Consider the following 22139-nt stretch of genomic DNA (forward strand, 5'->3'; position numbering starts at 1 on the left):
GGCGCGAACACCCGTGTGCGGCGAAGAGCCCTCCCGGTGTGATCAGCCCGACGGAATGAGGGGGGACGACCGCCACTCCGGCAGACCGAGCGCACGGCGGGTGCGCGTCACGGTGGCGGCGATCTCTGCCTCGAAGCCGCCATCAGGTTGCAGCAGCGGCATGAGTTCGGCACAGCGTTGCTTCAGCACATCGACCCATGGCGCTGGGTGGGTTTCCGTAGCGGCCAGTGCCAAGTGCCTGCGACCCTCGTCGTAAGCGCCCGCCAGCCCGGCAGTGATGCCCGCATGTATGTGTTCGCGGATACCCGGTTTGGGGTGATGACTCATCAATGTACGCACGTGCCCCGGGGTGGGAAAGCGGTCACGCAGGGCCAGTACCTCGGCGGCGGCCTGCTCAGCCAGTGCCTGTGCGGCCGAGGCAAACTCGGCGGTTTCGGTGAAGCGTTCGAATCCGGCAACGCGGCCGCCCACGTCGAAGGACAGGTAGTCCTTTTCTTCCCAGAGCCAGCAGGCGCCGACATTGAGGTAGCTGCCCCTGTCCCATGCCGAAGGCTGGAACTCGACCACTCCGACCCACCAGCCCTGGTCGTCAAGCCAGGTGCGCGAACGGCCCTTTTGCACGCAGCCCAAGGGGCGCAGTATGGATCTTGCGGCTGCAGTCAGCAGGCGGGTGTGTTCAGGTGTCGGCATCCCCAGCGTCCTTGCGAGTGGCGTGCCGACGAGTATCGCAGAGCACATCGGGCGTGTGACCCCGGGCAAATGCAGGGGCAAACGGCAGTCGCGCAAGCAATGCAGGGGCGAACAGCGCTTAACGACGCTTCGCCCACTTATAGAACCGTTTCCAGCCCTGCCGCACAGCCGCTACCCAGCCCGGGTCGGCCACCAGTGCGGCCTGCGCGGCACTCGGCGCCTGGCCGGTCACGCGCTGGCGGATCTTCAGCAGGTTCTTCATGTCGCTGCGGCGCATCTGCCGGCTCAGCGGCCCGCGGCGCAGCCAGCGGGGTACGCGCCAGGCGGAGGTGAAGTCCAGCAGCACCGGCACGCCGGCGCTCACCACCACGTTGGTGCCATGCAGGTCGTTGTGGGTGATGCCGGCGGCATGCAGGCGGCTGAGCGCGTGCTGCAGCTGCTCGAACACGTCATTGCCCACGGCCTGCGCGGTGCTCAGGGTCTGGCCGGGGATGAATTCCATGCCCAGTGCCAGGCCACCGAGGGTGCCGAGCAGAGCGGGGGCATGCTTCCAACCGCCCAGGCGCTGCAGCATGCGGGCTTCACGGCGCACCATCAGTCGGGCGATCAGTGAGACGGGAGTGCCGCGGTAGCGGGAATAGTCCTTGATGACTGCCTCGCGCCCGTCCAGGCAGGTGCGGTAGACGTCGGGGGCCAGGAAGCGTTCGCCGCGCTTGAGCAGCAGCGGGGTGGCGGCGTCTTCGCCGCAGGAGGAGGGGGGCAGGGCAGGAAGATACATGTCGGGGTCTCGGACGACCCGGTGGGTGGCGCAAAGCGTCAAGCGAACCGGTGTTACAGGGAGTTACTAAGTTTTCGTTAATTTTAGTACTCGCCAGTTCGCTATTCCACGATTTGTCGGAGAAATGTCGGGGCCGTGGCTGGAACAGTTCGTCGCGCTCAATCGGACAATTCCGTCTCACTTGTTGGAATGGGCCTTTCAGATCAGGCAGTTGAGCCTTCCTGCCGTCCATTCATTCGCGGCCCGCTGAACGTCACGTACGTCCGGCTTGACCCCGACGCACGGCCTGCCGACCATAAGCTGTTAATTCGCGACATCGGCGGCCGCCCCTTCCTGGCACGTCCCCGTCCCCTGCCGCGGTCCCCACCGGTGCTGGCCGTCCGGCCGTGCATCGCCCTGTTTCCCGTTCCGGCTGCGGCTGGAGGAAAGTGTTTTGATCATCAAAATCGTCATCGCAGCGCTGTTCGTCGCCTGCGTGCTGTACATCCACTTCCGTGGCAAGGTCCGCGCGCGCTGGTCGCGCCAGCTGCTGGACCACTCCAGTTTCATGGCCCCGATCAACGTGGTCATGTACATGTTCTCGAAGGTGCCGACCACGCCGTTCCTGGACCCGGCCAAGGAGTTCCCGCAGCTGGAGCCGCTGCGCCAGAACTGGCAGATGATCCGCGACGAGGCGCTGGCGCTGCGCGATGCACAGAAGATCGCCGCCTCCAGCACGTTCAACGATGCCGGCTTCAATTCGTTCTTCCGCCGTGGCTGGAAGCGCTTCTACCTGAAGTGGTATGGCCCGTCGCACCCGTCGGCGAAGGCGATGTGCCCGAAGACCACCGCGCTGCTGGAGTCGCTGCCGGATGTGCGCGCGGCGATGTTCGCGCAGCTGCCGTCGGGCAGTGAACTGCGCCCGCACCGCGACCCGTTCGCCGGTTCGCTGCGCCTGCACCTGGGCCTGGCCACGCCCAACAATGACGGCTGCTACATCGAAGTGGACGGCATCAAGAAGAGCTGGCGCGACGGCGAGTGGATGATGTTCGATGAGACCTACATCCACCACGCGCACAACGAGACGCCGGATGACCGCGTGATCCTGTTCTGCGACATCGCCCGCCCGCTGCGCTTCGGCCTGCCGGGGCTGTTCAACCGCGCGGTGGCGGCCACGCTGCTGGCCGGTGGTGCCTCGCCGAACCTGCCGGGTGACCCGACCGGTGGCGTCAACAAGGCCTTTGGCAGCGTCTACAAGGTGCGCCTGAAGGCCAAGGCACTGCGCGAGCGCAGCGTGGTGGCCTACCAGCTGATCAAGTGGGGCCTGGTGGTGGCGGTGATCGCCGGTATCTGGGCGCTTTGAGCGTTACATGAGGTTGCCGGCCAGCGGCCGGCACTACCGGAACATGAAAAAACCCGCGCTGTCGCCAGCGCGGGTTTTCTTTTGGGTGGGTGCCGACCGTTGGTCGGCACGCCTTACTTCAGCGCCGCCTGCACGAACGGCGGGGTCACCAGTACGCCGGTGTGCAGCGCGGCGGTGTAGTACAGGGTGTTGAAGGTCTTGGCGGCCGAGTCGGCCTGGCGGAAGTCGAAGCTGCTGTCGCCCTTGCGCGCCATGGTCACGCTCCACCAGCCGGTGGGGTAGCACGGCTGCGGGAACGGCAGGGTCTTGAACGAACCGAAGCCGGCCTTGCCCATCTCGGTGCGCATTTCGTTGATCAGGTCCAACTGCATCAGCGGCGATTCGGACTGCTGCACCAGGATGCCGTCGTCCTTCAGGGCCTTGAAGCAGCTCTCGTAGAAGGCCTTGTTGAACAGGCCCTCACCCGGGCCGACCGGGTCGGTCGAATCGACGATCACCACGTCCACGCTACCGGCCGGGCAGTTGGCCATGTAGGCCACGCCGTCGTCGAACAGCAGCTCGGCGCGGGCGTCGTCGTTGGAGTCGCACAGTTCCGGGAAGTGCTTGCGCGCCATCACGGTGACCTGCTCGTCGATATCGCACTGGGTCACGCTCTCCACGCCGGTGTGCTTGAGCACTTCGCGCAGGGTGCCGCAGTCGCCGCCACCGATGATCACCACGCGCTTGGGCGCGGCGTGGGTGAACAGCACCGGGTGGCTGATCATCTCGTGGTAGAAGAAGTTGTCCATGCTGGTCAGCATGATGGCCCCGTCGATGGTCATCAGGTTGCCCCAGTCGGTGGTCTGGAAGATCTCGATCTTCTGGAACGGCGACTGCACCTCGTCCAGCTTGCCGGTGATGCGGTAGCCGATGGCCGAGCCGGTGCGCTCGAAGTGTTCGATGTACCAGTTGTTGCTGTCAGTCATTGAAAACAGTCCTGTTCGGAGGGGTGAAGCCGGGCTGGCGGGCGGGGCCGCGTGGCACAGATGCCACATCCGGACGGATCGGCCCGTTCAGGTTGAAACCTGTCACGGGCGCGGGCGCGCATGATAACGAACCTGTGGGCATATAGGCGTTATCATGCCCCCCCTTTTATTGCCAACAAGGCCGACTGAAATGACCGATTGGTCCCTCGACCAAGCCCGCAAGACCTACTCGATCCCGCATTGGGCGGACGGTTACTTCGACGTGGATCAGGCCGGGCACATGGTGGTGAGACCGACCGGGGCGGACGGCCCGGTGGTGTCGCTGCCCAAGGTGGTGGACGCGGCCCGTGCGGCCGGCGCCAAGCTGCCGCTGCTGGTGCGCTTCCCGGACATCCTCGGCCAGCGCCTGGGCAAGCTGCAGGCGGCCTTCGGCCAGGCCCAGCAGGACTGGGAGTACAGCGGCGGCTACACCGCCGTGTACCCGATCAAGGTCAACCAGACCCGCGGCGTGGCCGGCACCCTGGCCAGCCACCACGGCGAAGGCTTCGGCCTGGAAGCGGGCAGCAAGCCCGAGCTGATGGCGGTGCTGGCGCTGTCGCGCCCGGGTGGCCTGATCGTCTGCAACGGTTACAAGGACCGCGAGTACATCCGCCTGGCCCTGATCGGCCGCAAGCTGGGCCTGCAGACCTTCATCGTCATCGAGAAGCCGTCCGAGCTGAAGCTGGTGCTGGAAGAGTCCAAGGCGCTGGACGTGAAGCCGGGCCTGGGCGTGCGCATGCGCTTGGCCTCGCTGGGCGCCGGCAAGTGGCAGAACAGCGGTGGCGACAAGGCCAAGTTCGGTCTGTCGCCGCGCCAGCTGCTGGACCTGTGGAAGTCGCTGCGTGACACCGAGTACGCCGACTGCCTGAACCTGCTGCACTTCCACATGGGTTCGCAGATCTCCAACGTGCGCGACATCGCCAACGGCATGCGCGAAGCCACCCGCTACTTCGTGGAGCTGTCGCGCCTGGGCGCGAAGATCACCCACGTCGATGTGGGCGGCGGCCTGGGCGTGGACTATGAAGGCACGCGCTCGCGCAGCTTCTGCTCGATCAACTACGGCCTGCATTCCTATGCCAGCAACATCGTGCAGCCGCTGGCCAATGCCTGCGAAGAATTCGGCCTGACCCCGCCGCGCATCGTTACCGAGTGCGGCCGCGCGATGACCGCGCACCACGCGGTGCTGATCGCCAATGTGTCGGAAGTGGAAGAGGCGCAGGAAGGCCGCGTGCCGGACCAGCACGACGACGAGCCGGCGGCGATCCGCCACCTGCGTGAGATCCACGACGAGCTGGACGTGCGCCCGGCGGTGGAGCTGTTCCAGGAAGCGCAGCATTTCCATGCCGAAGGCCTGGCCAGCTACGCGCTGGGCCAGATCGACCTGCCGCAGCGTGCGCGCATCGACGATCTGTTCTACGCCATCGCCCACGGCGTGCGTGCGCGCCTGAGCTATGACGAGAAGAGCCACCGCCCGGTGCTGGACGAACTGAACGAGCGCCTGGTCGACAAGTACTTCGTCAACTTCAGCGTGTTCGAATCGATCCCGGACGTGTGGGCGATCGACCAGGTGTTCCCGATCGTGCCGATCGAGCGCCTGGACGAAACCCCGGACCGCCGCGGCATCATCGCCGACATGACCTGCGACTCGGACGGCATGGTGGAAACCTATGTCGAGAACGAGAGCCTGGACAGCTCGCTGCCGCTGCACAAGATGAAGCCGGGCGAGAGCTATCGCATCGGTTTCTTCATGGTCGGCGCCTACCAGGAAATCCTGGGCGACATCCACAACCTGTTCGGCGATACCGACGCGGTGGAAGTGCTGGCCGATGCCGATGGCTACGCCATCACCCAGCAGCGCCGTGGTGACACCACCGACGTGATGCTGGATTACGTGGGTTACCGCCTGGACGAACTGCGTGCGACCTATGCGCAGCGCGTGGCCGAGGCCCAGCTGTCGCCGGAACGCGCGCAGGAGTTGTCGGAGGCGCTGGAAGCCGGCCTGACCGGTTACACCTACCTGTCCGACGAACCGCTGGTCTGATGGACGGCGTCGGGTCTGCCTGGCGCCACCGTTACCGATGAGCGCGCGCGCGATCTTCCATCTGTTCCTGCATGCCGCCGTGCCAGCTTTGCTGGCATGGCTGTTCTGGCGCAAGCGCTTCGCCTCGGCGTGGCTGCTGATGCTGCTGGGCTGGATCATCGATCTGGACCACCTGCTGGCCGATCCGATCTACGCGCCCAACCGCTGCAGCATCGGTTTTCATCCGTTGCATACCGCACCGGCGATTGCCGTCTACGCGGGGCTGTGTGTGCCGAAGAAGACGCGGCTGGTGGGCATCGGGTTGATGATCCACATCGCACTGGACGCGATTGATTGCTGGTGGATGCATCACCGTTGATGCTGGGTGCGTGTCGACCAAGGTCGACACCTACCGGGTGCACGATGGCGGACAGAACTGACGGACTGCTTTGGTGGATGCCGACCTTGGTCGGCGCTTTTGATGCGTGTCGACCAAGGTCGACAGCTACCTGGTGCACGGCGACCGGTCGGATTGGCGCTTGGTAGAGCCGGCCGCTGGCCGGCTTCTGCAGGGCGTTTCCGGTGACCACGTGGTTGCCGCTTGGTAGAGCCGGCCGCTGGCCGGCTTCCGCAGGGTGTTCCTGATGACCGCGTGGTTGCCGGCCAGCGGCCGGCACTACCCACCGTCAGGTTGGCCACTTCACCCCACCGGCAACCACAACGTTGCACACAGGCCGGGCTGCGCGTTCTCCAGCGCCACGCGCCCGCCATAGCTGGCGGCGATATCTCCCACGATCGCCAGCCCCAATCCACTGCTGCCCTCGCGCTCATCCAGCCGCACGCCACGCTGTGTGACCTGTGACAGCGCATCCGCCGCCAAGCCCGGGCCGTCGTCACGCACATCGATGCGTAGCTGTCCGTCGCTGGCTTCCGCTTCGACAATCACCTGCTGTTGCGCCCAGCGCCCGGCGTTGTCCAGCAGGTTGCCCAGCATCTCTTCCAGATCCGCACTGGCACCAGCGAACTGCAGCACCGGATCGATGCCTGCCGCCGTGAACGTGATGCCACGTTCGCCATGCACGCGTGCCATCAGCCGGCACATCGCCTGCGCCACTGTAGCCACGTCGGTGCGCTGGCGATGGTCGGCGGCCAGCCCTGCGGCCAGGTAACGGTCGACGCTGGCCTGCATGCGGCCACTCTGCTCGCGTACGGTGGCACGCCAATGCGTGCCGTCGCCGTCAGCTTCGGTGGCCAATACGCTCAGCGGGGTCTTCAATGCATGCGCCAGATCCTGTGCACTGGTGCGCGCACGCGCAACCATGCGTTGCTGGTGCTCCAGCAGCGCGTTGAGTTCTTCGCCCAGTGGCGCGACCTCCGCGCCCAGTCCCTGCGTGTCGATGCGCTGCGCGTCGCCGCGCCGCACCCGTTCCAGCTGTGTACCGAGGCGATGCAATGGGCGCAGGCCGAAGTGCACCTGGCTGGCCAGCACCGCCAGCCACGCCGCAACCAGTACGCCCAGGGCGATGGCGGTGCGTTTGCGGAACGCGGCAACATCCGCATCCAGTGCGCTGCGATCGGTGGCGACCACCGCCACGAACGGTTCGCTGGCGCGTGGCAGGCGCACCTGCTGCACGCGTGCACGCAGGGATTGCTGCAGCGGTCCGGACAGATTGCGCGTGGCCGGCCCGGTAGCCGGCGCCGGCAGGGTTTCATCCCACAGCGAACGCGACTGCAGCAGCACACGGCCATCGGCACCTGCGATCTGCCAGTACGCACCGGAAAACACCCGCTGGAAGCGCGCGTCATTCGGTTCCTGGCGCAGGCGCAGCTGCCCCCCCGGGTCCACTTCGGCCTGTGCCAGCAGGGTCAGCATGTCCTGCTGCAGTTCGTGGTCGAGGCGGTCGCGCGCGCTGCGCTTGAACAGCTCGCCCAGCAGTGCGCTGGCCAGCAGCGAGACCAGCAGCAGACCAACGCCGCCGGCCAGCAGCAGGCGCCGCCGCAGCGACGGTTGCCGGTTCATGACGCGGCCAGCCGCCAGCCCTGGCCGCGTACGGTCTGGATCAGGTCGATGCCGAGCTTGCGGCGCACGCGCCCAAGCAGCACGTCCAGTGCGTTGGAGTCCGGGTCATGGCCGCCGTCGAATACCTGTTCGCCCAGCCGGTCGCGGCCGATCACCTGACCGCTGTGGTGGATGAAGTAGCTGAGCAGGCGGAACTCCTGCGGGCTCAGCGCCAGCGCCTGCCCATCCAGTTCGAAGCGGCCTGCATTGACATCCAGCTGCAGCGGGCCGCAGTGCAGGCGCGGGCTGGCATGGCCATGGCTGCGGCGGATCAGGGCGCGCAGCCGCAGCACCAGTTCGTCGGCCTGGAACGGTTTGGTCAGATAGTCATCGGCGCCGGCATCGAAGCCGGCCAGCTTGTCGTGCCAGCGCCCGCGTGCGGTCAGCACCAGCACCGGAAAGCTGCGGCCGTTGCCGCGCCAGCGCTCGATCACGCTCAATCCGTCCAGCCCGGGCAGGCCCAGGTCGACGATGGCGGCCTGCAGGTCCTCGATCTGACCGATCTCCTCGGCCTGGCGGCCGTCGGCGACCACGTGCATCACGTAGCCGGCCTGTTCCAGCAGGGGTACCAGGCGCTGTGCCAGTGCGGCATCGTCTTCGGCCAACAGGATGCGCATCAGTCGTCCAGCTCCGTCTTCAGCAGCTTTCCGCTGCGCGCATCATAGTCCAGCTCCACCACCACGCCGTCTCCGCGCAGGATCTCCACCTCGTAGACGCCGTCGTCCAGCTCCACTTCCAGCAGCTGGCCCGGGTAGCGCTTGAGGGCATCGCGCACCACGCTTTCCAATGGCACGTAACGGCCCTGCTGCACGGCGCGGCGCGCAACCTGCTGCGCCGGGTCCTGTGCGGGCGCGGCGGAGGTCGGGGCGCTGGCCAGGGCCAGCAGCAGGGGCAGGGTGGAGAGCATCGGGGCGCAGGGCGGGCGGTAGGAACAGGCGTGAGTGTGGCGGGGGTGACTAACAGCTGGCTAACAGTGCCGGCTAAGGCATTGTTAACCACGAGGGGCATTGTGGCGTTGCCGGGATGGTCCGGTCACGAACACGAACAGGAGAACCCCCATGTTGAAGTCGCTCACCCTCGCCACTGTTGCTCTGCTGGCCATCGCACCGGCCGTACAGGCCGCGCCGTTGGGCATGGCCCAGGTCGAACAGACCCTGCGCAAGGCCGGCTACACCCAGATCCACGAGATCGAACGCGATGATGGCCTGTGGGAGGCGGATGTCAGCCGCGCCGATGGCCGCTTCAGCGAGGTCTACGTTGACCCCAAGACCGGCGAGATCTTCGACGAGCACAGCAAGCGCGCGCTGTTGACCACCGAGCAGGTGCTGGCACGGGCACAGGCGCATGGCCTGCGCGAGATCCATTCGCTGGAACGCGATGGTGCGACCTGGTCGCTGGAAGCGCGCAATGCCCGCAACCAGAAGGTGGACGTGCGCCTGAGCGGTTATGACGGCCGCATCCTGCACAGCGAGCGCGATGGCTGGCTGGATTGACCTGCTGGTAGTGCCGGCCGCTGGCCGGCAACCCATGATCGTTTCCAACCCCGCGAGTCGCCGGCCAGCGGCCGGCGCTACCGCGCGACTACCAGCCGAGCATGGGCTCGGCTCTACAGGAGCTGGCTTACCAGCCAAACGGCGGCGGGTAATCCCAATAACCCGGGCCGCGACCGTAGTAGCCGCCATACGGGCCGAAGAAGCCCGGGCCCTTGCCTTCGCTCACGTGGATGTTGACGTTGACCCCGTGGGTCTTGCCCTCATCGGTGGTGTAGTTCTTGCTCAGGTTCAGCGTGGCGGCGTTGTAGTGGCTGTTGCCACCGTTCTTGGAATAACCGATGCCGGTAGTGAAGCTGCCGGACACCTTGACCTTGTCGTCGGTCACGTCGGCGATCTTGGCGTCGTCGTGCACGCGCGGGCCGCTCTTGTCGCCGTAGTAGGTGCCCGGCGGGTCCTGCTGCAGGGTCGGGTCATTCAGATAGCGCATCGGTGCCTGCGGCACCGACAGATCCAGCCCGGTCGCCTGCGGCGCGGTCGCGCCGGCAGCGGACTGGGCCAGCACGGTTCCCGGCAGGGCCAGGCACAGCAGCAGGGTCAGGGGGCGGATCATGACAGCGCTCCAGCGGACAGGTGGCCACGCAACACGCGGCGGTACAGGCCGACGCTAGCAGGGGCTGCTTGAATGATGCCTGTCGGCGCCGGATTGGGGTAGAGCCAGGCCATGCCTGGCTGCAGGTCACAACCGCCCGAACCCGAACAGCCCTTCCAGAGCATGCCTGCGGCGCTCGATCCGGGCCCGCAGCAGCTGGGCGCCGATCATCGAGTAGGTGATGCCGTTGCCGCCGTAGGCCATGGCGAAGTGCACCCGTGGCCCCCATTGATCGTGCGGGCCGAAGAACGGCAGGCCGTCCGCCGTTTCGGCGAAGGTGCCGGCCCAGGAGAACGCCGGCACCGGGTCCAGCCGCGGGAACCAATGCAGCAGCTGCTTCATCAGCTTGTCCGCCTTGCGCTCTACGCGCCGGTCGCGGCGGGCGGGGATGTCGATGGCGTCGTCCAGCCCGCCCACCAGCAGGCGGCGATCGCCGGTGGCGCGCAGGTAGAGGTACGGGCGCGCGCTCTCCCATACCATCGTGTTGCGCAGGCGGCCCAGCACGTCCGCATCGATCGGGTCGGTAATGAAGGCATAGCTGCTGCGGTTACGTGCGACGCGCTGATCGAGCCAGTGCTGGTTGGCATAGCCCATGGCGAGCACGACATGGCGTGCGCGGACCGTGGTACCGGCTTCGGTGCGGGCGGTCACTCTGCGTGCAGTGGCGTCGAGGCTGTGCAGCACGGTGCGGTCATGCACCTGGCCGCCGCGCCGGCGCACGCGCTGCAGCAACCCATAGGTCAGGCGATAGGGGTCGACCCGCGCCGCCTGGCGCGTGAGCAGGGCACCACCGGCGTCCACGTCGAAACGTTCCTGCAGTGTCTCCGGGCCCAGCCAGCGGGCATCCAGGCCGATGCTGCGCCGCGCCTCACCCTCGGCCATCAGGCGTGGCACGTCGCGGTGGCGGCTGGCCAGATACAGGCTGTCCATGCGCTGGAAATCGACGTCCTTCAACCCGCGCGCCACGTCGCCCAGTGCCGGGATTGCCTCCGCGCAGGCCCGGTACGCCAGTGCAGCGGCGTCCTGCCCGTAGCGCTCGGCCAGTTCCAGCAGATGGGTATCGATCTCGTACTGCAGCAGCGCGGTGCTGGCAGCGGTGCTGCCCCAGCCGATGTCGCGCTGCTCGATCACCGCCACGTCGTGGCCATGCCGGGACAGTTCGTCGGCAATCAGCGCGCCGGTGATGCCGCCGCCGACCACCAGCACGTCGCAGTGCAGGTCCTGCTGCAGCGGAGGAAAAGCGTGGATCAGGCCGTTGCGTACCGCCCACCACGGGTAACCACTCTTCAGGTCCATGGCCGTGCGCTGCTCAAGCGGTGGGGCGGCCGGTGTGCGGCGTCTGGATCAGTTCGGACAGATCGAAGCCCTGCAGGCGGGCAGTCGCCAGATAATGGTCCTGCACGGTCGCGTCCAGGCGCGGCTCGCGCGCCAGCAGCCACAGGTACTTGCGGTCCGGGCTGCCGACCAGCGACACGCTGTAGTCCGGAGCGACCTGGATCACCCAGTAGTCGCCCTTGGCGAATGGCAACCAGCGCAGGCCCTTGGGCAGGAAGCTCACCTCCAGGCGCGCACTGTCGTTGTCGACGGCGCAGGCCTCGCCGGTGGCTTCCTCAACCTCGCCGTCCATACGGCAGCGGTTGGTGACGCCGACGTTGCCGTTGTCGAGCAGGGTGTAGTGCGCCGACACGTCGGTGCAGCCTTCCGGTTCATGGCGCATCGGCAGGCGTGCGATCTCGTACCAGGTGCCCAGGTAGCGGGGCAGCTTGAGGTCGGCAACGGTTTTCAGCGGCGGGTGCTCGGTCATCGGTAGTCGTGGCAGGGGTGGGCCTCCACGATGCCGATGGCCTTGCCATGGGCGGGTGAAGCCGGGGCGATGGCCGTGTCCAGAACGTTCCGTCGCCCCGGCGGAGCGCCCGTTGTCACCGGCGTGGCGGTATCCTGCCGCCAGCGCCGTGTTTTCCTGATCCAACCGAGGTGGAGGTGCCGATGTACCAGGTGATCCTGTTGAAGAGTGAATCCGCGTTCGCACGCGAACAGTGGCCGCAGGTCGACGACCTGGTCGACTACGAAGGCGTGGCCTACAGCCTGCGTGCCGGCCCGCGCCAGCCGCTGCCGACCGACCACGACTGGCACCCGGTGGCGGTGTATGCGCCCGATGAGATCACCGAGGAAGAGTTCCAGGACTGGTACGCGCTGCAGCAGCCGGCCGTGGAAGAGCTGCGCCTGAAGTACTGATGCTCGACGCTGCCAGGACCGCACATCCGTCCTTGACCGCCTCTGCCGTATAGTCGCGCGCAGGCGCGGTGGTCCGCGCGAACCGGTGTGGCTGGCGTGTCTTCTTTCCTGCGATCGATCCGTGCACGGGGCCCCTGGCTGGCCCTGCTGCTGTGCAGCGTCTTCCTGCTGTCCGCGCCGGTGCTGGCGCAGGACGAGGACCCCACGCCGAAACAGCAGCTGGCGGATATCGACTCCAGCCTGAAGGAGATCGACCGCAAGCGTAGCGATGCGGAAGCCATCGAGACGCTGGCGATGCTGTCCGAGAATGCCTCGCAGGCACGGCGCGATGCCGAGGCGCTGGAGAAGTCGCTGCAGCCGCAGCTGGACCGCCTCAACGAACAGCTGGCGCAGCTGGGCACGCCTGCCGAGGGCGCCACCGAACCGCCCGAACTGGCGGCGCAACGGCGCACCCTCAACAAGCAGCGCGACGGCTTGGCCGCATCGGTGGCCCAGGCCAAGGCCAGTGCCGTGCGCGCCCAGCAGCTGGCGACCGACATCGACCAGCAACGCGCCGCACAACGCACCGAGGAGCTGGGGAAGAAGGTCGCCTCGCCGCTGTCGCCTGCGCTGTGGAGCAAGGTGGCCGAGCGCCTGCCGGTCGATATCGCACGGGTTGCGCCGTTGGCCGAGCAGGGACGCGATGCGTTCGTCGCCGGTATCCGCGCCAATGGTTGGGGCACGCCGTTGCTGGGCCTGGTGGCCGCGCTGGTGATGATGTTCCCGCTGCGGTTGTGGCTACGCCGCCTGGGGCGGCAGTTTGCCGCGTCCGACCGTGCGCCCGATGGCCGCCTGCGCCGTTCCGGTCTGGCCATGTGGCTGTTGCTGGTGGGCACGCTGCTGCCCGGCTATGCGGTGGTGGTGTTCATCGCCTCGCTCAACGCCATCGGTGCGATTGCGCCGCGCCTGCAGAACGTGGCCGACGGCGTGCAGCAGGCCACCTTCGCCGCCGCGTTCATCGCTGCGCTCAGTGCCTGCCTGCTGGTGCCGTCGCGGCCCTCGTGGCGGTTGCTGAACCTGGATGACACCGCCGCGCTGAAGCTGCGCAAGTACGCCTGGGGCGCGGCAGCGCTGGCCTGGCTGAGCACGGTGCTGGTGGCCATCGACCAGGCCACGCGCACCAGCGATGTCACCACGGTGGCGCTGGACGGTGTGATCGCGCTGACCTACCTGGGCCTGATCATGGCCATGCTGGTGACGCTGGCACGCCTGCATCGGCGGCAGACCGCCGAGGCCGAAGCCAAACTGGAAGCGCAGGCCGAAGGTGTGGGCGCGAGCACGCCGGTGCGGCGCAGCAGCTGGCTGGTGCTGGCACGCGTGGCAGGCAACATCGCGGTGGTGGCGGCCATCATCGCCACGTTGCTGGGCTACCTGAATTTCGCCAAGTTCGTGAACCAGCAGCTGATCGGCGGCAGCATCGTGGTGCTGGCGGCGACGCTGCTGTTCAAGTTCGTCGATGACCTGAGCACGTGGATGCTCAACGCCGACAGCAAGGTGGGCCAGACCATCCTGCTCAGCACGGGCCTGAGCGTGTCGCGGCTGGAGCAGGCCGGCGTGCTGCTCTCTGCAGCCCTGCGCACCATCGTCGTGCTGATCACATTGCTGGCGCTGGTGGCACCGTTTGGCAACATCGGCGCGGTGGTGGAACGCTTCTCTTCGCTGCTCACCACGGGCATTCCGTTGGGTGGAACCACCCTGAAGCCGATGCAGATCGTGCTGGCGGTTGTGGTGCTGCTGGCCGGCCTGGCGATCACCCAGCTGGTGCAGCGCTGGCTGACCGATACCTACCTGCCCAAGACCGAACTGGACCTGGGGGCGCGCAACTCGGTCAGTACCGTCGCCCGCTACGTCGGCATCATCCTCGCGGTGATCTGGGCGTTGACGGCGATGGGGCTGGAGCTGACCAAGCTGGCGCTGCTCGTCAGTGCGTTGTCAGTGGGTATCGGTTTCGGCCTGCAGGTCATCACGCAGAACTTCGTCTCCGGCCTGATCCTGCTGGCCGAGCGCCCGGTGAAGATCGGTGACTGGGTGAAGCTGGGCGACCAGGAGGGCGACATCCGCCGCATCAGCCTGCGTTCGACCGAGATCCAGGTGGGCGACAAGTCGACGTTGATCGTGCCCAACTCCGAGCTGGTCACCAAGACCGTGCGCAACATGACGATGGGCAACAACCAGGGCCGCATCCAGATCCAGTTCGCGGTGCCGCCCAGCACCGATGTCGGCAATCTGCGGCAGGCGCTGCTGGATGCGTACACTGCGCATACCAACGTGCTGAAGCAGCCGGCGCCGACGGTCTACATCGACAGCATTGCCGGTGGCCAGATCACCATCAACAGTTTCGCCTATGTGGCGAGCCCGCGGCAGGTGTATGCCACCCGCAGCGATCTGTACTTCAGCCTGCTGCAGATCCTGGCGGAGCGGAACATTCCGCTGTCGACCCCGACCGACATCCACATCACCCGCGATCCGCAGGAGTAGGGGTTTCTTTGCAGGGCTGCGCCCTGCACCCGCCGAATCAACGTCAACCGCAAGAGCATCAGCAAAAGCAAAAGCATGCATTCCGTGGGATGGCGGGGTGGGTCCGGTTGCGGGGGGCGCTGCAAGTACGTCCATGTAAGCTCGGTCGCCGCATCCATGCGGCTCACGCCCCCGCAACCGGACCCACCCCGCCGTCGACAGTTTCCCGCTGCTGTTGGTGCCAGCTGCTGTTGGTGATCCGTTTTCCTCCGGAAAACGGATCTGAACCAAGATTGATTTCGATATCTGACAGAAGTGTCGACCAAGGTCGACACCTACCGACAGCCACAGGAATCTGTCAAAGGTGGGGCGGTGGCGGAGTGCGGGGTGTCAGCCGCATGGATGCGGCTGCCAAGCCTACAGGGACGTACTTGCGGCGTCCCCGCACTCCGCCACCGCCCCGCCAAACCACGGAATGCACGCTGTTGCTGTTGCTTCGGCTTTTGCTTCGGCAGGTGCAGGGCGCAGCCCTGCAAAGAACCCTATCCTCGCGGTCGGCTGCGCGACGGCACCAGTGCGAACGTGTCCACCGCCAGCTTCTCGGCGTGGTTCAACCACGCGCGGATCTCCAGATCATCCACTTCGTGGTCCAGCCCGAACGACACGTTGATCTTGCCGTTGGCATCGGGCTGCACCCACTGCTGGGCCAGCACCACCTTGCGCTGCGAGGATACCGCCTCGATCCAGAATCCACGATCCGGGCGCGTGCTCGCCACCAGCTGCAGCATGTACTGGCCGGCACGGGTGCGGCGGCCCTTCTGGGTGATCATGTGCGCCTGGCGCACGCTCGGACGCGGGCCCTGGAACGCATCCAGCGGCGCATCCACCGCGATGCCGCCGCGCAGGTCGTTGTCGCGGTACAGCTTGATGCCGTTGTCGCGGTTGACGAGCAGGGCGCACCAGTCGCCGTCGGCCGAGCCATCCTCGAATGCGGTGCAGCGGTCGACGTAGGCCAGGGTGTTGTCCGGATTGGCATCATCGAACTGGCGCGAGGTGTTCTCCAGGTACACCGACTTCAATCCCCAGTCCTTGTCGTACTCCAGCAGTACCGGTGGCTGCACGTGCTGCAGGCCGACCACCACCTGGTCATCGCCGTCGATCTTCAGTTCGCGGGTCGGTTCGCCCAGCCACAGTGAACGGGCGAAGGCGAGGTACTGCGGGTAATCGCGGCCGCCGTCGCGCTGGGTGGCCACGCTGGCGCTGGGCGCGCGCTGGGTATCGATCAGCGAACGGCCAAAGCCCATCGTCTTCAGGTTCGGGTCCAGCAGGCTGAGCAGGGTCGCACCCGAATCCAGGGTGGTGCCGGCGTCGGCGCTGAGCTGCTGCGGGGCAATGCCATCGCCCAGGAACAGCAGCAGGTTCTCGCGCTTCTGCCGGGTCAGAATGTGGGTCAGATCGTTGGGCATCGCCAGGTGGTCGGAGGCGATCACGATCAGCGTGTCCTTGCCGTACGGGCTGGCCTGGATGCGCTGCACCAGCTGCGAGATCAGGCGGTCGCTGCACTTGAGCGCGTTGAGCATGTTGATGTTGCCGTACTGGCTCTGGTAGCGCTCGCCCTTGCACGACACCGGCAGATGACCCGCCGGGTGGTGGGTGTCCATGGTGAGCGTGGTGAGCATGAACGGTGAGCCGGCGCGCGAGAGCTGTTCGAAGCGCTGGTAGGCGGTATCCAGCAGCACGTCATCGTGCACGCCCCAGGCCGAGTAGTGGATGCGGCCGATCTTCTTCTGCTGCTTGAACCACGCCAGGTCATGCACTTCGTCGAAGCCGTGGCTGGCCAGGAACTGGCCCTTGCCGGCGAACTGACCGTTGGCGCCGCCCAGGTAATGGTTGGTATAGCCCTGCTGCTTCAGGTAGTCACCCAGGCAGACCGCCTTGGGCAGGAAGCTGCCCATCCGGTCCATGCTGTTCTCATCGCCCTGCGAGGTGGTCAGCGGCACACCGCACATCGACGAGACCAGGCCGGCGATGGTCCAGCCGCTGCCCTCGGCCGAGGCCAGGTTGCGCACGTCCAGCGACTCGGACGCCAGGCGGTTGAGGTTGGGCATCAGGCCGGGAAACACGGCCTCGTCCAGATAGGTGCGTTCCAGGCTCTCGCCGTAGATCCAGACGATGTTGCGCGGGCGCTGCAGCGGCTGCGTTGGCACCTGGTACTCGGGGGCGATGCGGGCGAAGTCGACCGGACGCAGCTGCTGGTAGAGGCGCTGGCCGTCGCGGGCCAGCGGGCTGATCATGATCGTGGCCACCCACACGGCCGCGAAACCGGCGAACAACGCGCCACCGTGGCCGGGCCGGCGCCAGCGTTTGACCCGCGTGGCGAACAGCGGCAGCAGCGAGACCAGCGCCAGCACGATGAAGCCGGCGATGTAGCCCTTGAAGTCGGAGACACCGGCGCCTTCCATGTCGGCGCCCAGGTGGTACAGGGTGGCGGCATTGAGCCCATCACCGGACAACTTGTCGATCAGCCACCACGCGCTGAGCATCAGCAGCAGCAGCGAGAATGCGCCAGCCTTCCACCACACCCACTTGTCGGACGCGAGGAACAACCAGCACAGCAGCAACAACGACAGCAGCAGTATCCAGAGCATAGGCAGCTTCGGCAGTGACGGGGTGGTGGTGATGGACGTCGTACCGACGCGTGTCCATCCGACCGACGCTGCCACAAGCACATACACATGACAGGCCGATGACCCGATAGTGCATGCACGAACCTGACTGAAATGTTTGTTGAAAGAACACGCGCGCAAACGCGTTCAGAAGGTAAAGCGAGCGTGAATAGCTTCGTTGTATTGCATTAAAAACCGCATGAATACGGCGGTTTTTCCGATGCGCTAGCGATGTCCCCGCTCTTCGCGTGCCCGTGCACGACGGTCGAATAGCAATGCACTGGTCACGATGCCAAGGCCGAGCCCCACGCCGATGAACAACAGAATCAGGGCGATGAGCGGGTAGCCAAACAGATGCCAGCCGGTGTCGATCTTCATCATCATTGCCGCAGCCATGATCAAGGCCGCGCTGATGATGCCGGCCGCCACGCGGTTGGCGATCTTCTGCAGGTTCTCCATCAACCGCGATTCTTCCAGGCCGGTCACTTTCATCTGCAGGCGGTTCTCTGCCAGCAGCGCCATGATGTCCGACAGCTTGCGCGGCCCATCGCGCAGCAGCTGCTGCAGCTCCATCGCCTCGCTGGCGAGGTTGGCGGCAGACAGCGATTTCTTCAGGCGTGCGCGCATCACGTGCTGCAGCTGGCGCTCGACGATGCGGCGGGTATCCAGCTCCGGCGCCAACAACCGGCACACGGTTTCCAGATTGAGCAGCGCCTTGCCGAGCAGGCTCAGCTCCGGCGGCGTGCGCAGGCCGCAGGCGGTGGCGATGCGCACCATGTCCAGCACCACGCGGCCTTCGGAAAAACTGCCACTGGCCGCATAGCGTGCGATCAGCTGGCCGGTCTCGCGCAGGTAGCGTTCTTCGTCAAACGCCTCCAGCCGCGTGCTGATGCTGATCAGGTCATCGGCCACTTCCTCGCCACGGCCATCGACCGCGGCGAACAGGATCTTCAGCAAGCGCTCGCGCAGGCGCGGCGGCATGTGCGCGACCATGCCCAGGTCGAAGATCGCCAGCCGTCCATCGGGCATCACCCGCAGGTTGCCCGGGTGCGGGTCGGCATGGATCTCGCCATGCACGAAGATCTGGTCCAGGTAGCCGCGGATCAGCGCCGCCGCCAGCGGGTCCATCGACTGCTCGGTGCGGCGCACATCGGGAATCGCATCCACGCGCACGCCGGTGGCCAGTTCCATGGTCAGCACGCGCTGGCTGCTGTAATCCCACAGCGGCTGCGGTATCCACAGGCGGCGGAACGGCTTCAGGTGTCGGCCGAAACGGGCCAGGTTCTCGGCCTCGGCGTGGTAGTCCAGCTCCTGCATCAGGGTCTTGGCGAACTCGTTGAGCCAATCGCGCAGGCGCACCCGACGGCCGACCTGGGTCAGATGGTCCGCGGCCAGCGCGAAGCTGCGCAGTGCCTCCAGGTCCGAGCGCAGCTGTGCGGCCACCTCGGGCTTCTGCACCTTCACCGCCACCTGGCGCCCATCGTGCAGCACCGCGCGATGCACCTGCGCGATCGACGCACAGCCCAGTGGCTCGGGATCGAACGCAGCGAACAGCTTGTTCACCGGCGCGCCCAGCTCCTGCTCGACGATGGCATGGATGCGCTCGACCGGGATTTCGGCCACCTTTTCCTGCATGCGCTCCAGCGCCGTGGCGAACTCCACCGGCACCATGTCCGGGCGGGTGGACAGCATCTGGCCCAGCTTGACGAAGGTCGGTCCCAGCGCTTCCAGGTCGCTGACGAACTGTTCCGGGTTGCCATCGGCGGGCACGTCGGCCTGGTTGCTGGCCGCGTCCAGGTTCATGCCCGAGAACACGCCCGAATGGCGATAGCGCATCAGCAGGCGCAGGATCTGGCTGCGCCGGTTCATGCCTTTGACCAGCGGAGGGTTGCCATTGACGGTGGGCGGATTGCTCAAGCGACACTCCCATGCGACGAATACAGGTAGTGCCGGCCGCTGGCCGGCAATGTCCGGATTCCGCAGTGTCGCCGGGGGGCGGTAGGCACGCGGTGAATCCGACCGCTTCCGCAGCTGCCCCGGTATCGGTCAGAATCCGCTCATTCCCTCTCTTGGACGCCCCATGGCCGGTGCCAGCCTGTTCGCCCTGCTCGACGATATCGCCTCCCTGCTGGACGACGTCTCGGTCCTGACCAAGGTCGCGGCGAAGAAGACCGCCGGCGTGCTGGGCGACGATCTGGCGCTGAACGCGCAGCAGGTGACCGGGGTCAACGCCAACCGCGAACTGCCGGTGGTGTGGGCGGTGGCCAAGGGGTCGCTGGTCAACAAGGTGATCCTGGTGCCGGCTGCACTGGCAATCAGTGCGCTGGAGGCGTGGCTGCACAGCCGCGGCTGGAACGTGCCGCTGATCGTGCCGTTGATGATGATCGGTGGCGCATTCCTGTGCTTCGAGGGCGTGGAGAAGCTGGCGCACCGCTTCCTGCATTCGGCTGACGACGATGCCGAGCGCCAGGCCGAGCGCCGGAAGGCGCTGGCCGACGGGCAGGTGGACATGGTCGCGTGGGAGAAGGACAAGGTGAAGGGCGCGATCCGCACCGACTTCATCCTCTCGGCCGAGATCATCGTGCTGACCCTGGGCGTGGTCGCGACCGCGCCGTTCACCAACCAGGTGATCACCCTGGCGGTGGTGGCGCTGGCGATGACGGTCTTCGTTTACGGACTGGTGGCGGGCATCGTCAAGCTGGACGACGTCGGCCTGTACCTGTCGCGCAAGGGCGGTGCCATCGCTGCCTTCGGTCGCGGCCTGGTCGCCTCGGCGCCGTGGCTGATGAAGTTCCTGTCGGTGGCCGGCACCATCGCCATGTTCCTGGTCGGCGGCGGCATCCTGGTGCACAACGTGCCGGCGCTGCACCACGCGGTGCAGGCGCTGGGCGGCGAGGGGCAGTGGGGTTGGCTGATCAGCGCCGTGGCCAACATGGTGGTGGGCATCATCGCCGGTGCCATCGTGCTGGCGGCGGTGACCGGATTCCAGAAGCTGCGCGGGAAGTAGGCGGCGTTTCTGTAGAGCCGAGCCCATGCTCGGCTGCTCTACGGCGCTGCGCGCCGCCGCCCGAGCGCGGGCTCGGGCGCTACAGAGCCAGCACTTCGGACGATCACCCCGCCTGCACCCGGTTCTTGCCCTGCCGCTTGGCCGCATACAACGCGTCATCGGCGCGGCGCAGCAGGGTTTCGGTATCATCGCCGGGCTGCCATTGCGCCAGCCCGGCGCTGAAATGCACCGGCACGCGCTGGTCCTGCACGGTCAGCACGCGGTGCGCCAGTGAACGCTGCAGGCGTTGCACGGTGGCCATGCTGTCGGCACCCTGGGTCTCCGGCAGCACCAGCACGAACTCGTCGCCACCCAGCCGCGCGATGCCATCGGTGGCGCGCAGCAGCAGCTTGCACACGGACACCAGGTGCTGCAGCAGCGCATCGCCACCGGCATGGCCATGTGCATCGTTGGTCTGGTGGAAATCATCCAGGTCGATCACCGCCACGCCCAGCGGCGAGTTGTTGCGCGCGGCGCGGGCCAGTTCACGTTGCAGCAGTTCGTCCAGGCCGCGGCGGTTCAGCGCCTGGGTCAGCGGATCGATACGCGCCAGGTCACCAGCGGCACGCAGTTCCTGCTCCAGCTCGGCAATGCGTTGCTCGGCGCGTTCCACTTCCTGCCGTGCGTTGGCCAGGTGATCGCGCGCCTGCGCGGCCTGCTGCTGCACCTTGCCGGTATCGCGCATCACGTCCTGCAGCAGCTGGTTGAGGTCGGCGATGCTGCGTGCCTCGCGCAGCTGCAGCGCGTAGCTGCCGATGCGGTCGTGGTATTCGCCGGTGCTGGTGGCCATGCCGTCCATGCGCTCGATGAACTCGCCCATCAACCCGCGCATCGCCGCCTTCGAATCGTCGATGCCCTGGCGCAGCAGCCCCTGCTTGTAGATCACTTCGCGCAGTTCGGCGCGGGTGCGCTCGACTGCCTCAGCTTCCAACGGCCCGTCCAGCAGCTGGCGTACTGCGGCGATCTGGCCCTGCAGCCAGCTGCGGTCATCCAGCAGCTCGCTCACGTTCTCCAGCAGCAGCGCGAACAGCTCAAGCAGCAGCGCCTGCTGCTCCTGCCAGCTCTCGGCACGCACGCCGACCTGGTGGCCGAGTTCGCGCACGCCCTGTTCGATCGGCTCCAGTGCGGTACCCGGCTGCCACTGGCGCAGGCGCGTGGCCAGCGCTTGTGCCTGCTCACGCAGATCCGGGTCGTGCTGCAGCAGGGCCACCACCGCGCCACCCAGCAGCAGTCGCAGCTGCTCGGACAGGCGCAGGCTTTCCGGCTGCCCGTCCGGTGAATGCTGCTCGATGGTGCGGATGTACTTGTCGATCAGCTGCCGCATCGCGCGCCCGTAGCGCGGCCAATCGGCACTGGCCTGCGCCGACTGCAGGCGGTCGCCCATGTCGCCCAGTTCGCCGGGCAGGGTGGCCATGCCATTGGCGAACGCGGCCAGTAGCGGCTCCGGTGCGTCGGCCCCGGCGAACAGCTGCTGCAGGGCCACGCCACCGCCACCCTGCAGCACCACGCGATCGCCCAGCCCATCATCCACCACCGCGCGCACGCGTGCCGGCGGCCCAAGGGCGGTACCGGGGGCAGGGCGGTGGTCGGGCTGGTCCGTCATGGAGCGAATCCTGGGGCTGGCAGGGACTGGTTCCAGCATATCGGCGCGGCTGCCGACG

19 protein-coding genes are annotated in these 22139 nt (G+C 66.8%); 7 read left to right on the forward strand and 12 right to left on the reverse strand.

All coding sequences use genetic code 11. From position 1 onward, the window contains the following. Positions 1-42: 42 nt before the first annotated feature. Both ACJ7C5_RS07660 and ACJ7C5_RS07665 read right to left on the reverse strand, forming a co-directional pair. Complete coding sequence (locus tag ACJ7C5_RS07660) at positions 43-690, reverse strand: hypothetical protein (RefSeq protein WP_412703557.1); 648 nt, start codon at positions 688-690, stop codon at positions 43-45. Positions 691-808: 118 nt separating this feature from the next. Continuing rightward, complete coding sequence (locus tag ACJ7C5_RS07665) at positions 809-1468, reverse strand: RIO1 family regulatory kinase/ATPase domain-containing protein (protein WP_097048547.1); 660 nt, start codon at positions 1466-1468, stop codon at positions 809-811. 433 nt (positions 1469-1901) lie between these two features. Between ACJ7C5_RS07665 and ACJ7C5_RS07670 the strand changes: the two genes are divergently transcribed. Then, positions 1902-2810, forward strand: coding sequence for an aspartyl/asparaginyl beta-hydroxylase domain-containing protein (locus tag ACJ7C5_RS07670; protein ID WP_005411372.1), 909 nt, complete (start codon positions 1902-1904; stop codon positions 2808-2810). A 113-nt stretch (positions 2811-2923) separates the two neighbouring features. On the opposite strand, the gene speE is transcribed toward ACJ7C5_RS07670, so the two are convergent. Continuing rightward, the gene (gene speE / locus ACJ7C5_RS07675) at positions 2924-3775 is read right to left on the reverse strand and encodes a polyamine aminopropyltransferase (protein WP_412703558.1); all 852 of its coding nucleotides are present in this window, start codon (positions 3773-3775) and stop codon (positions 2924-2926) included. Positions 3776-3965: 190 nt separating this feature from the next. On the opposite strand from speE, the gene speA reads away from it, so the two are divergent. Both speA and ACJ7C5_RS07685 read left to right on the forward strand, forming a co-directional pair. Further along, positions 3966-5855, forward strand: coding sequence for an arginine decarboxylase (speA, locus tag ACJ7C5_RS07680; RefSeq protein WP_012512349.1), 1890 nt, complete (start codon positions 3966-3968; stop codon positions 5853-5855). A 37-nt stretch (positions 5856-5892) separates the two neighbouring features. Further along, positions 5893-6213: a DUF6122 family protein gene (locus ACJ7C5_RS07685; RefSeq protein ID WP_094001223.1), complete on the forward strand. Its 321-nt coding sequence runs from the start codon at positions 5893-5895 to the stop codon at positions 6211-6213. Between the two features lie 321 nt (positions 6214-6534). Here ACJ7C5_RS07685 and ACJ7C5_RS07690 read toward each other — a convergent pair whose 3' ends face one another. The 3 genes from ACJ7C5_RS07690 to ACJ7C5_RS07700 are packed head-to-tail and all read right to left on the reverse strand — an operon-like array spanning position 6535 to position 8800. Then, complete coding sequence (locus tag ACJ7C5_RS07690; protein ID WP_412703559.1) at positions 6535-7854, reverse strand: sensor histidine kinase; 1320 nt, start codon at positions 7852-7854, stop codon at positions 6535-6537. Next, positions 7851-8510, reverse strand: coding sequence for a response regulator transcription factor (locus ACJ7C5_RS07695; protein ID WP_412703560.1), 660 nt, complete (start codon positions 8508-8510; stop codon positions 7851-7853). Before ACJ7C5_RS07695 ends, ACJ7C5_RS07690 begins: the two co-directional genes overlap by 4 nt. Further along, positions 8510-8800 (reverse strand): PepSY domain-containing protein, encoded by a 291-nt coding sequence (locus ACJ7C5_RS07700; protein ID WP_097048549.1) that lies wholly within the window; start codon positions 8798-8800, stop codon positions 8510-8512. The genes ACJ7C5_RS07695 and ACJ7C5_RS07700 overlap by 1 nt, the downstream gene beginning before the upstream one ends. 151 nt (positions 8801-8951) lie before the next feature. Between ACJ7C5_RS07700 and ACJ7C5_RS07705 the strand changes: the two genes are divergently transcribed. Next, a complete protein-coding gene (locus tag ACJ7C5_RS07705) occupies positions 8952-9386 on the forward strand; it encodes a PepSY domain-containing protein (RefSeq protein WP_094001220.1) in 435 nt (144 codons plus the stop codon). A 127-nt stretch (positions 9387-9513) separates the two neighbouring features. On the opposite strand, the gene ACJ7C5_RS07710 is transcribed toward ACJ7C5_RS07705, so the two are convergent. The 3 genes from ACJ7C5_RS07710 to ACJ7C5_RS07720 form a co-directional block, all read right to left on the reverse strand. Then, positions 9514-9996 carry a hypothetical protein gene (locus ACJ7C5_RS07710; RefSeq protein ID WP_412703561.1) on the reverse strand — a complete coding sequence of 161 codons (483 nt, stop codon included), beginning with the start codon at positions 9994-9996 and terminating at the stop codon, positions 9514-9516. 126 nt (positions 9997-10122) lie between these two features. Continuing rightward, on the reverse strand, positions 10123-11331 hold the full coding sequence (locus tag ACJ7C5_RS07715; protein WP_412703562.1) for an NAD(P)/FAD-dependent oxidoreductase: 1209 nt from the start codon (positions 11329-11331) through the stop codon (positions 10123-10125). Between the two features lie 13 nt (positions 11332-11344). Continuing rightward, a complete protein-coding gene (locus tag ACJ7C5_RS07720; protein ID WP_088027673.1) occupies positions 11345-11839 on the reverse strand; it encodes a lipocalin family protein in 495 nt (164 codons plus the stop codon). A gap of 182 nt (positions 11840-12021) precedes the next feature. Here ACJ7C5_RS07720 and ACJ7C5_RS07725 point away from each other — a divergent pair, with 182 nt between their 5' ends. Together ACJ7C5_RS07725 and ACJ7C5_RS07730 are read left to right on the forward strand one after the other, a co-directional pair. After that, entirely contained in the window at positions 12022-12270 is a 249-nt protein-coding gene (locus ACJ7C5_RS07725; protein ID WP_049422925.1) for a hypothetical protein, read from the forward strand. Positions 12271-12366: 96 nt separating this feature from the next. After that, entirely contained in the window at positions 12367-14787 is a 2421-nt protein-coding gene (locus ACJ7C5_RS07730) for a DUF3772 domain-containing protein (RefSeq protein ID WP_412703563.1), read from the forward strand. A 521-nt stretch (positions 14788-15308) separates the two neighbouring features. Here the strand turns inward: ACJ7C5_RS07730 and ACJ7C5_RS07735 are convergent. Together ACJ7C5_RS07735 and ACJ7C5_RS07740 are read right to left on the reverse strand one after the other, a co-directional pair. Beyond that, positions 15309-17414 (reverse strand): phosphoglycerol transferase I, encoded by a 2106-nt coding sequence (locus tag ACJ7C5_RS07735; RefSeq protein ID WP_412703564.1) that lies wholly within the window; start codon positions 17412-17414, stop codon positions 15309-15311. Positions 17415-17657: 243 nt separating this feature from the next. Continuing rightward, the gene (locus ACJ7C5_RS07740) at positions 17658-19349 is read right to left on the reverse strand and encodes an ABC1 kinase family protein (protein ID WP_412703565.1); all 1692 of its coding nucleotides are present in this window, start codon (positions 19347-19349) and stop codon (positions 17658-17660) included. A gap of 163 nt (positions 19350-19512) precedes the next feature. Between ACJ7C5_RS07740 and ACJ7C5_RS07745 the strand changes: the two genes are divergently transcribed. Continuing rightward, positions 19513-20439, forward strand: coding sequence for a DUF808 domain-containing protein (locus tag ACJ7C5_RS07745; protein ID WP_412703566.1), 927 nt, complete (start codon positions 19513-19515; stop codon positions 20437-20439). Between the two features lie 103 nt (positions 20440-20542). On the opposite strand, the gene ACJ7C5_RS07750 is transcribed toward ACJ7C5_RS07745, so the two are convergent. Further along, positions 20543-22081, reverse strand: coding sequence for a GGDEF domain-containing protein (locus tag ACJ7C5_RS07750; RefSeq protein WP_106551353.1), 1539 nt, complete (start codon positions 22079-22081; stop codon positions 20543-20545). Between the last annotated feature and the right edge of the window lie 58 nt (positions 22082-22139).

The sequence above is a fragment of the Nocardiopsis yanglingensis genome (assembly GCF_045809185.1).
GTDB lineage: Bacteria > Pseudomonadota > Gammaproteobacteria > Xanthomonadales > Xanthomonadaceae > Stenotrophomonas > Stenotrophomonas yanglingensis.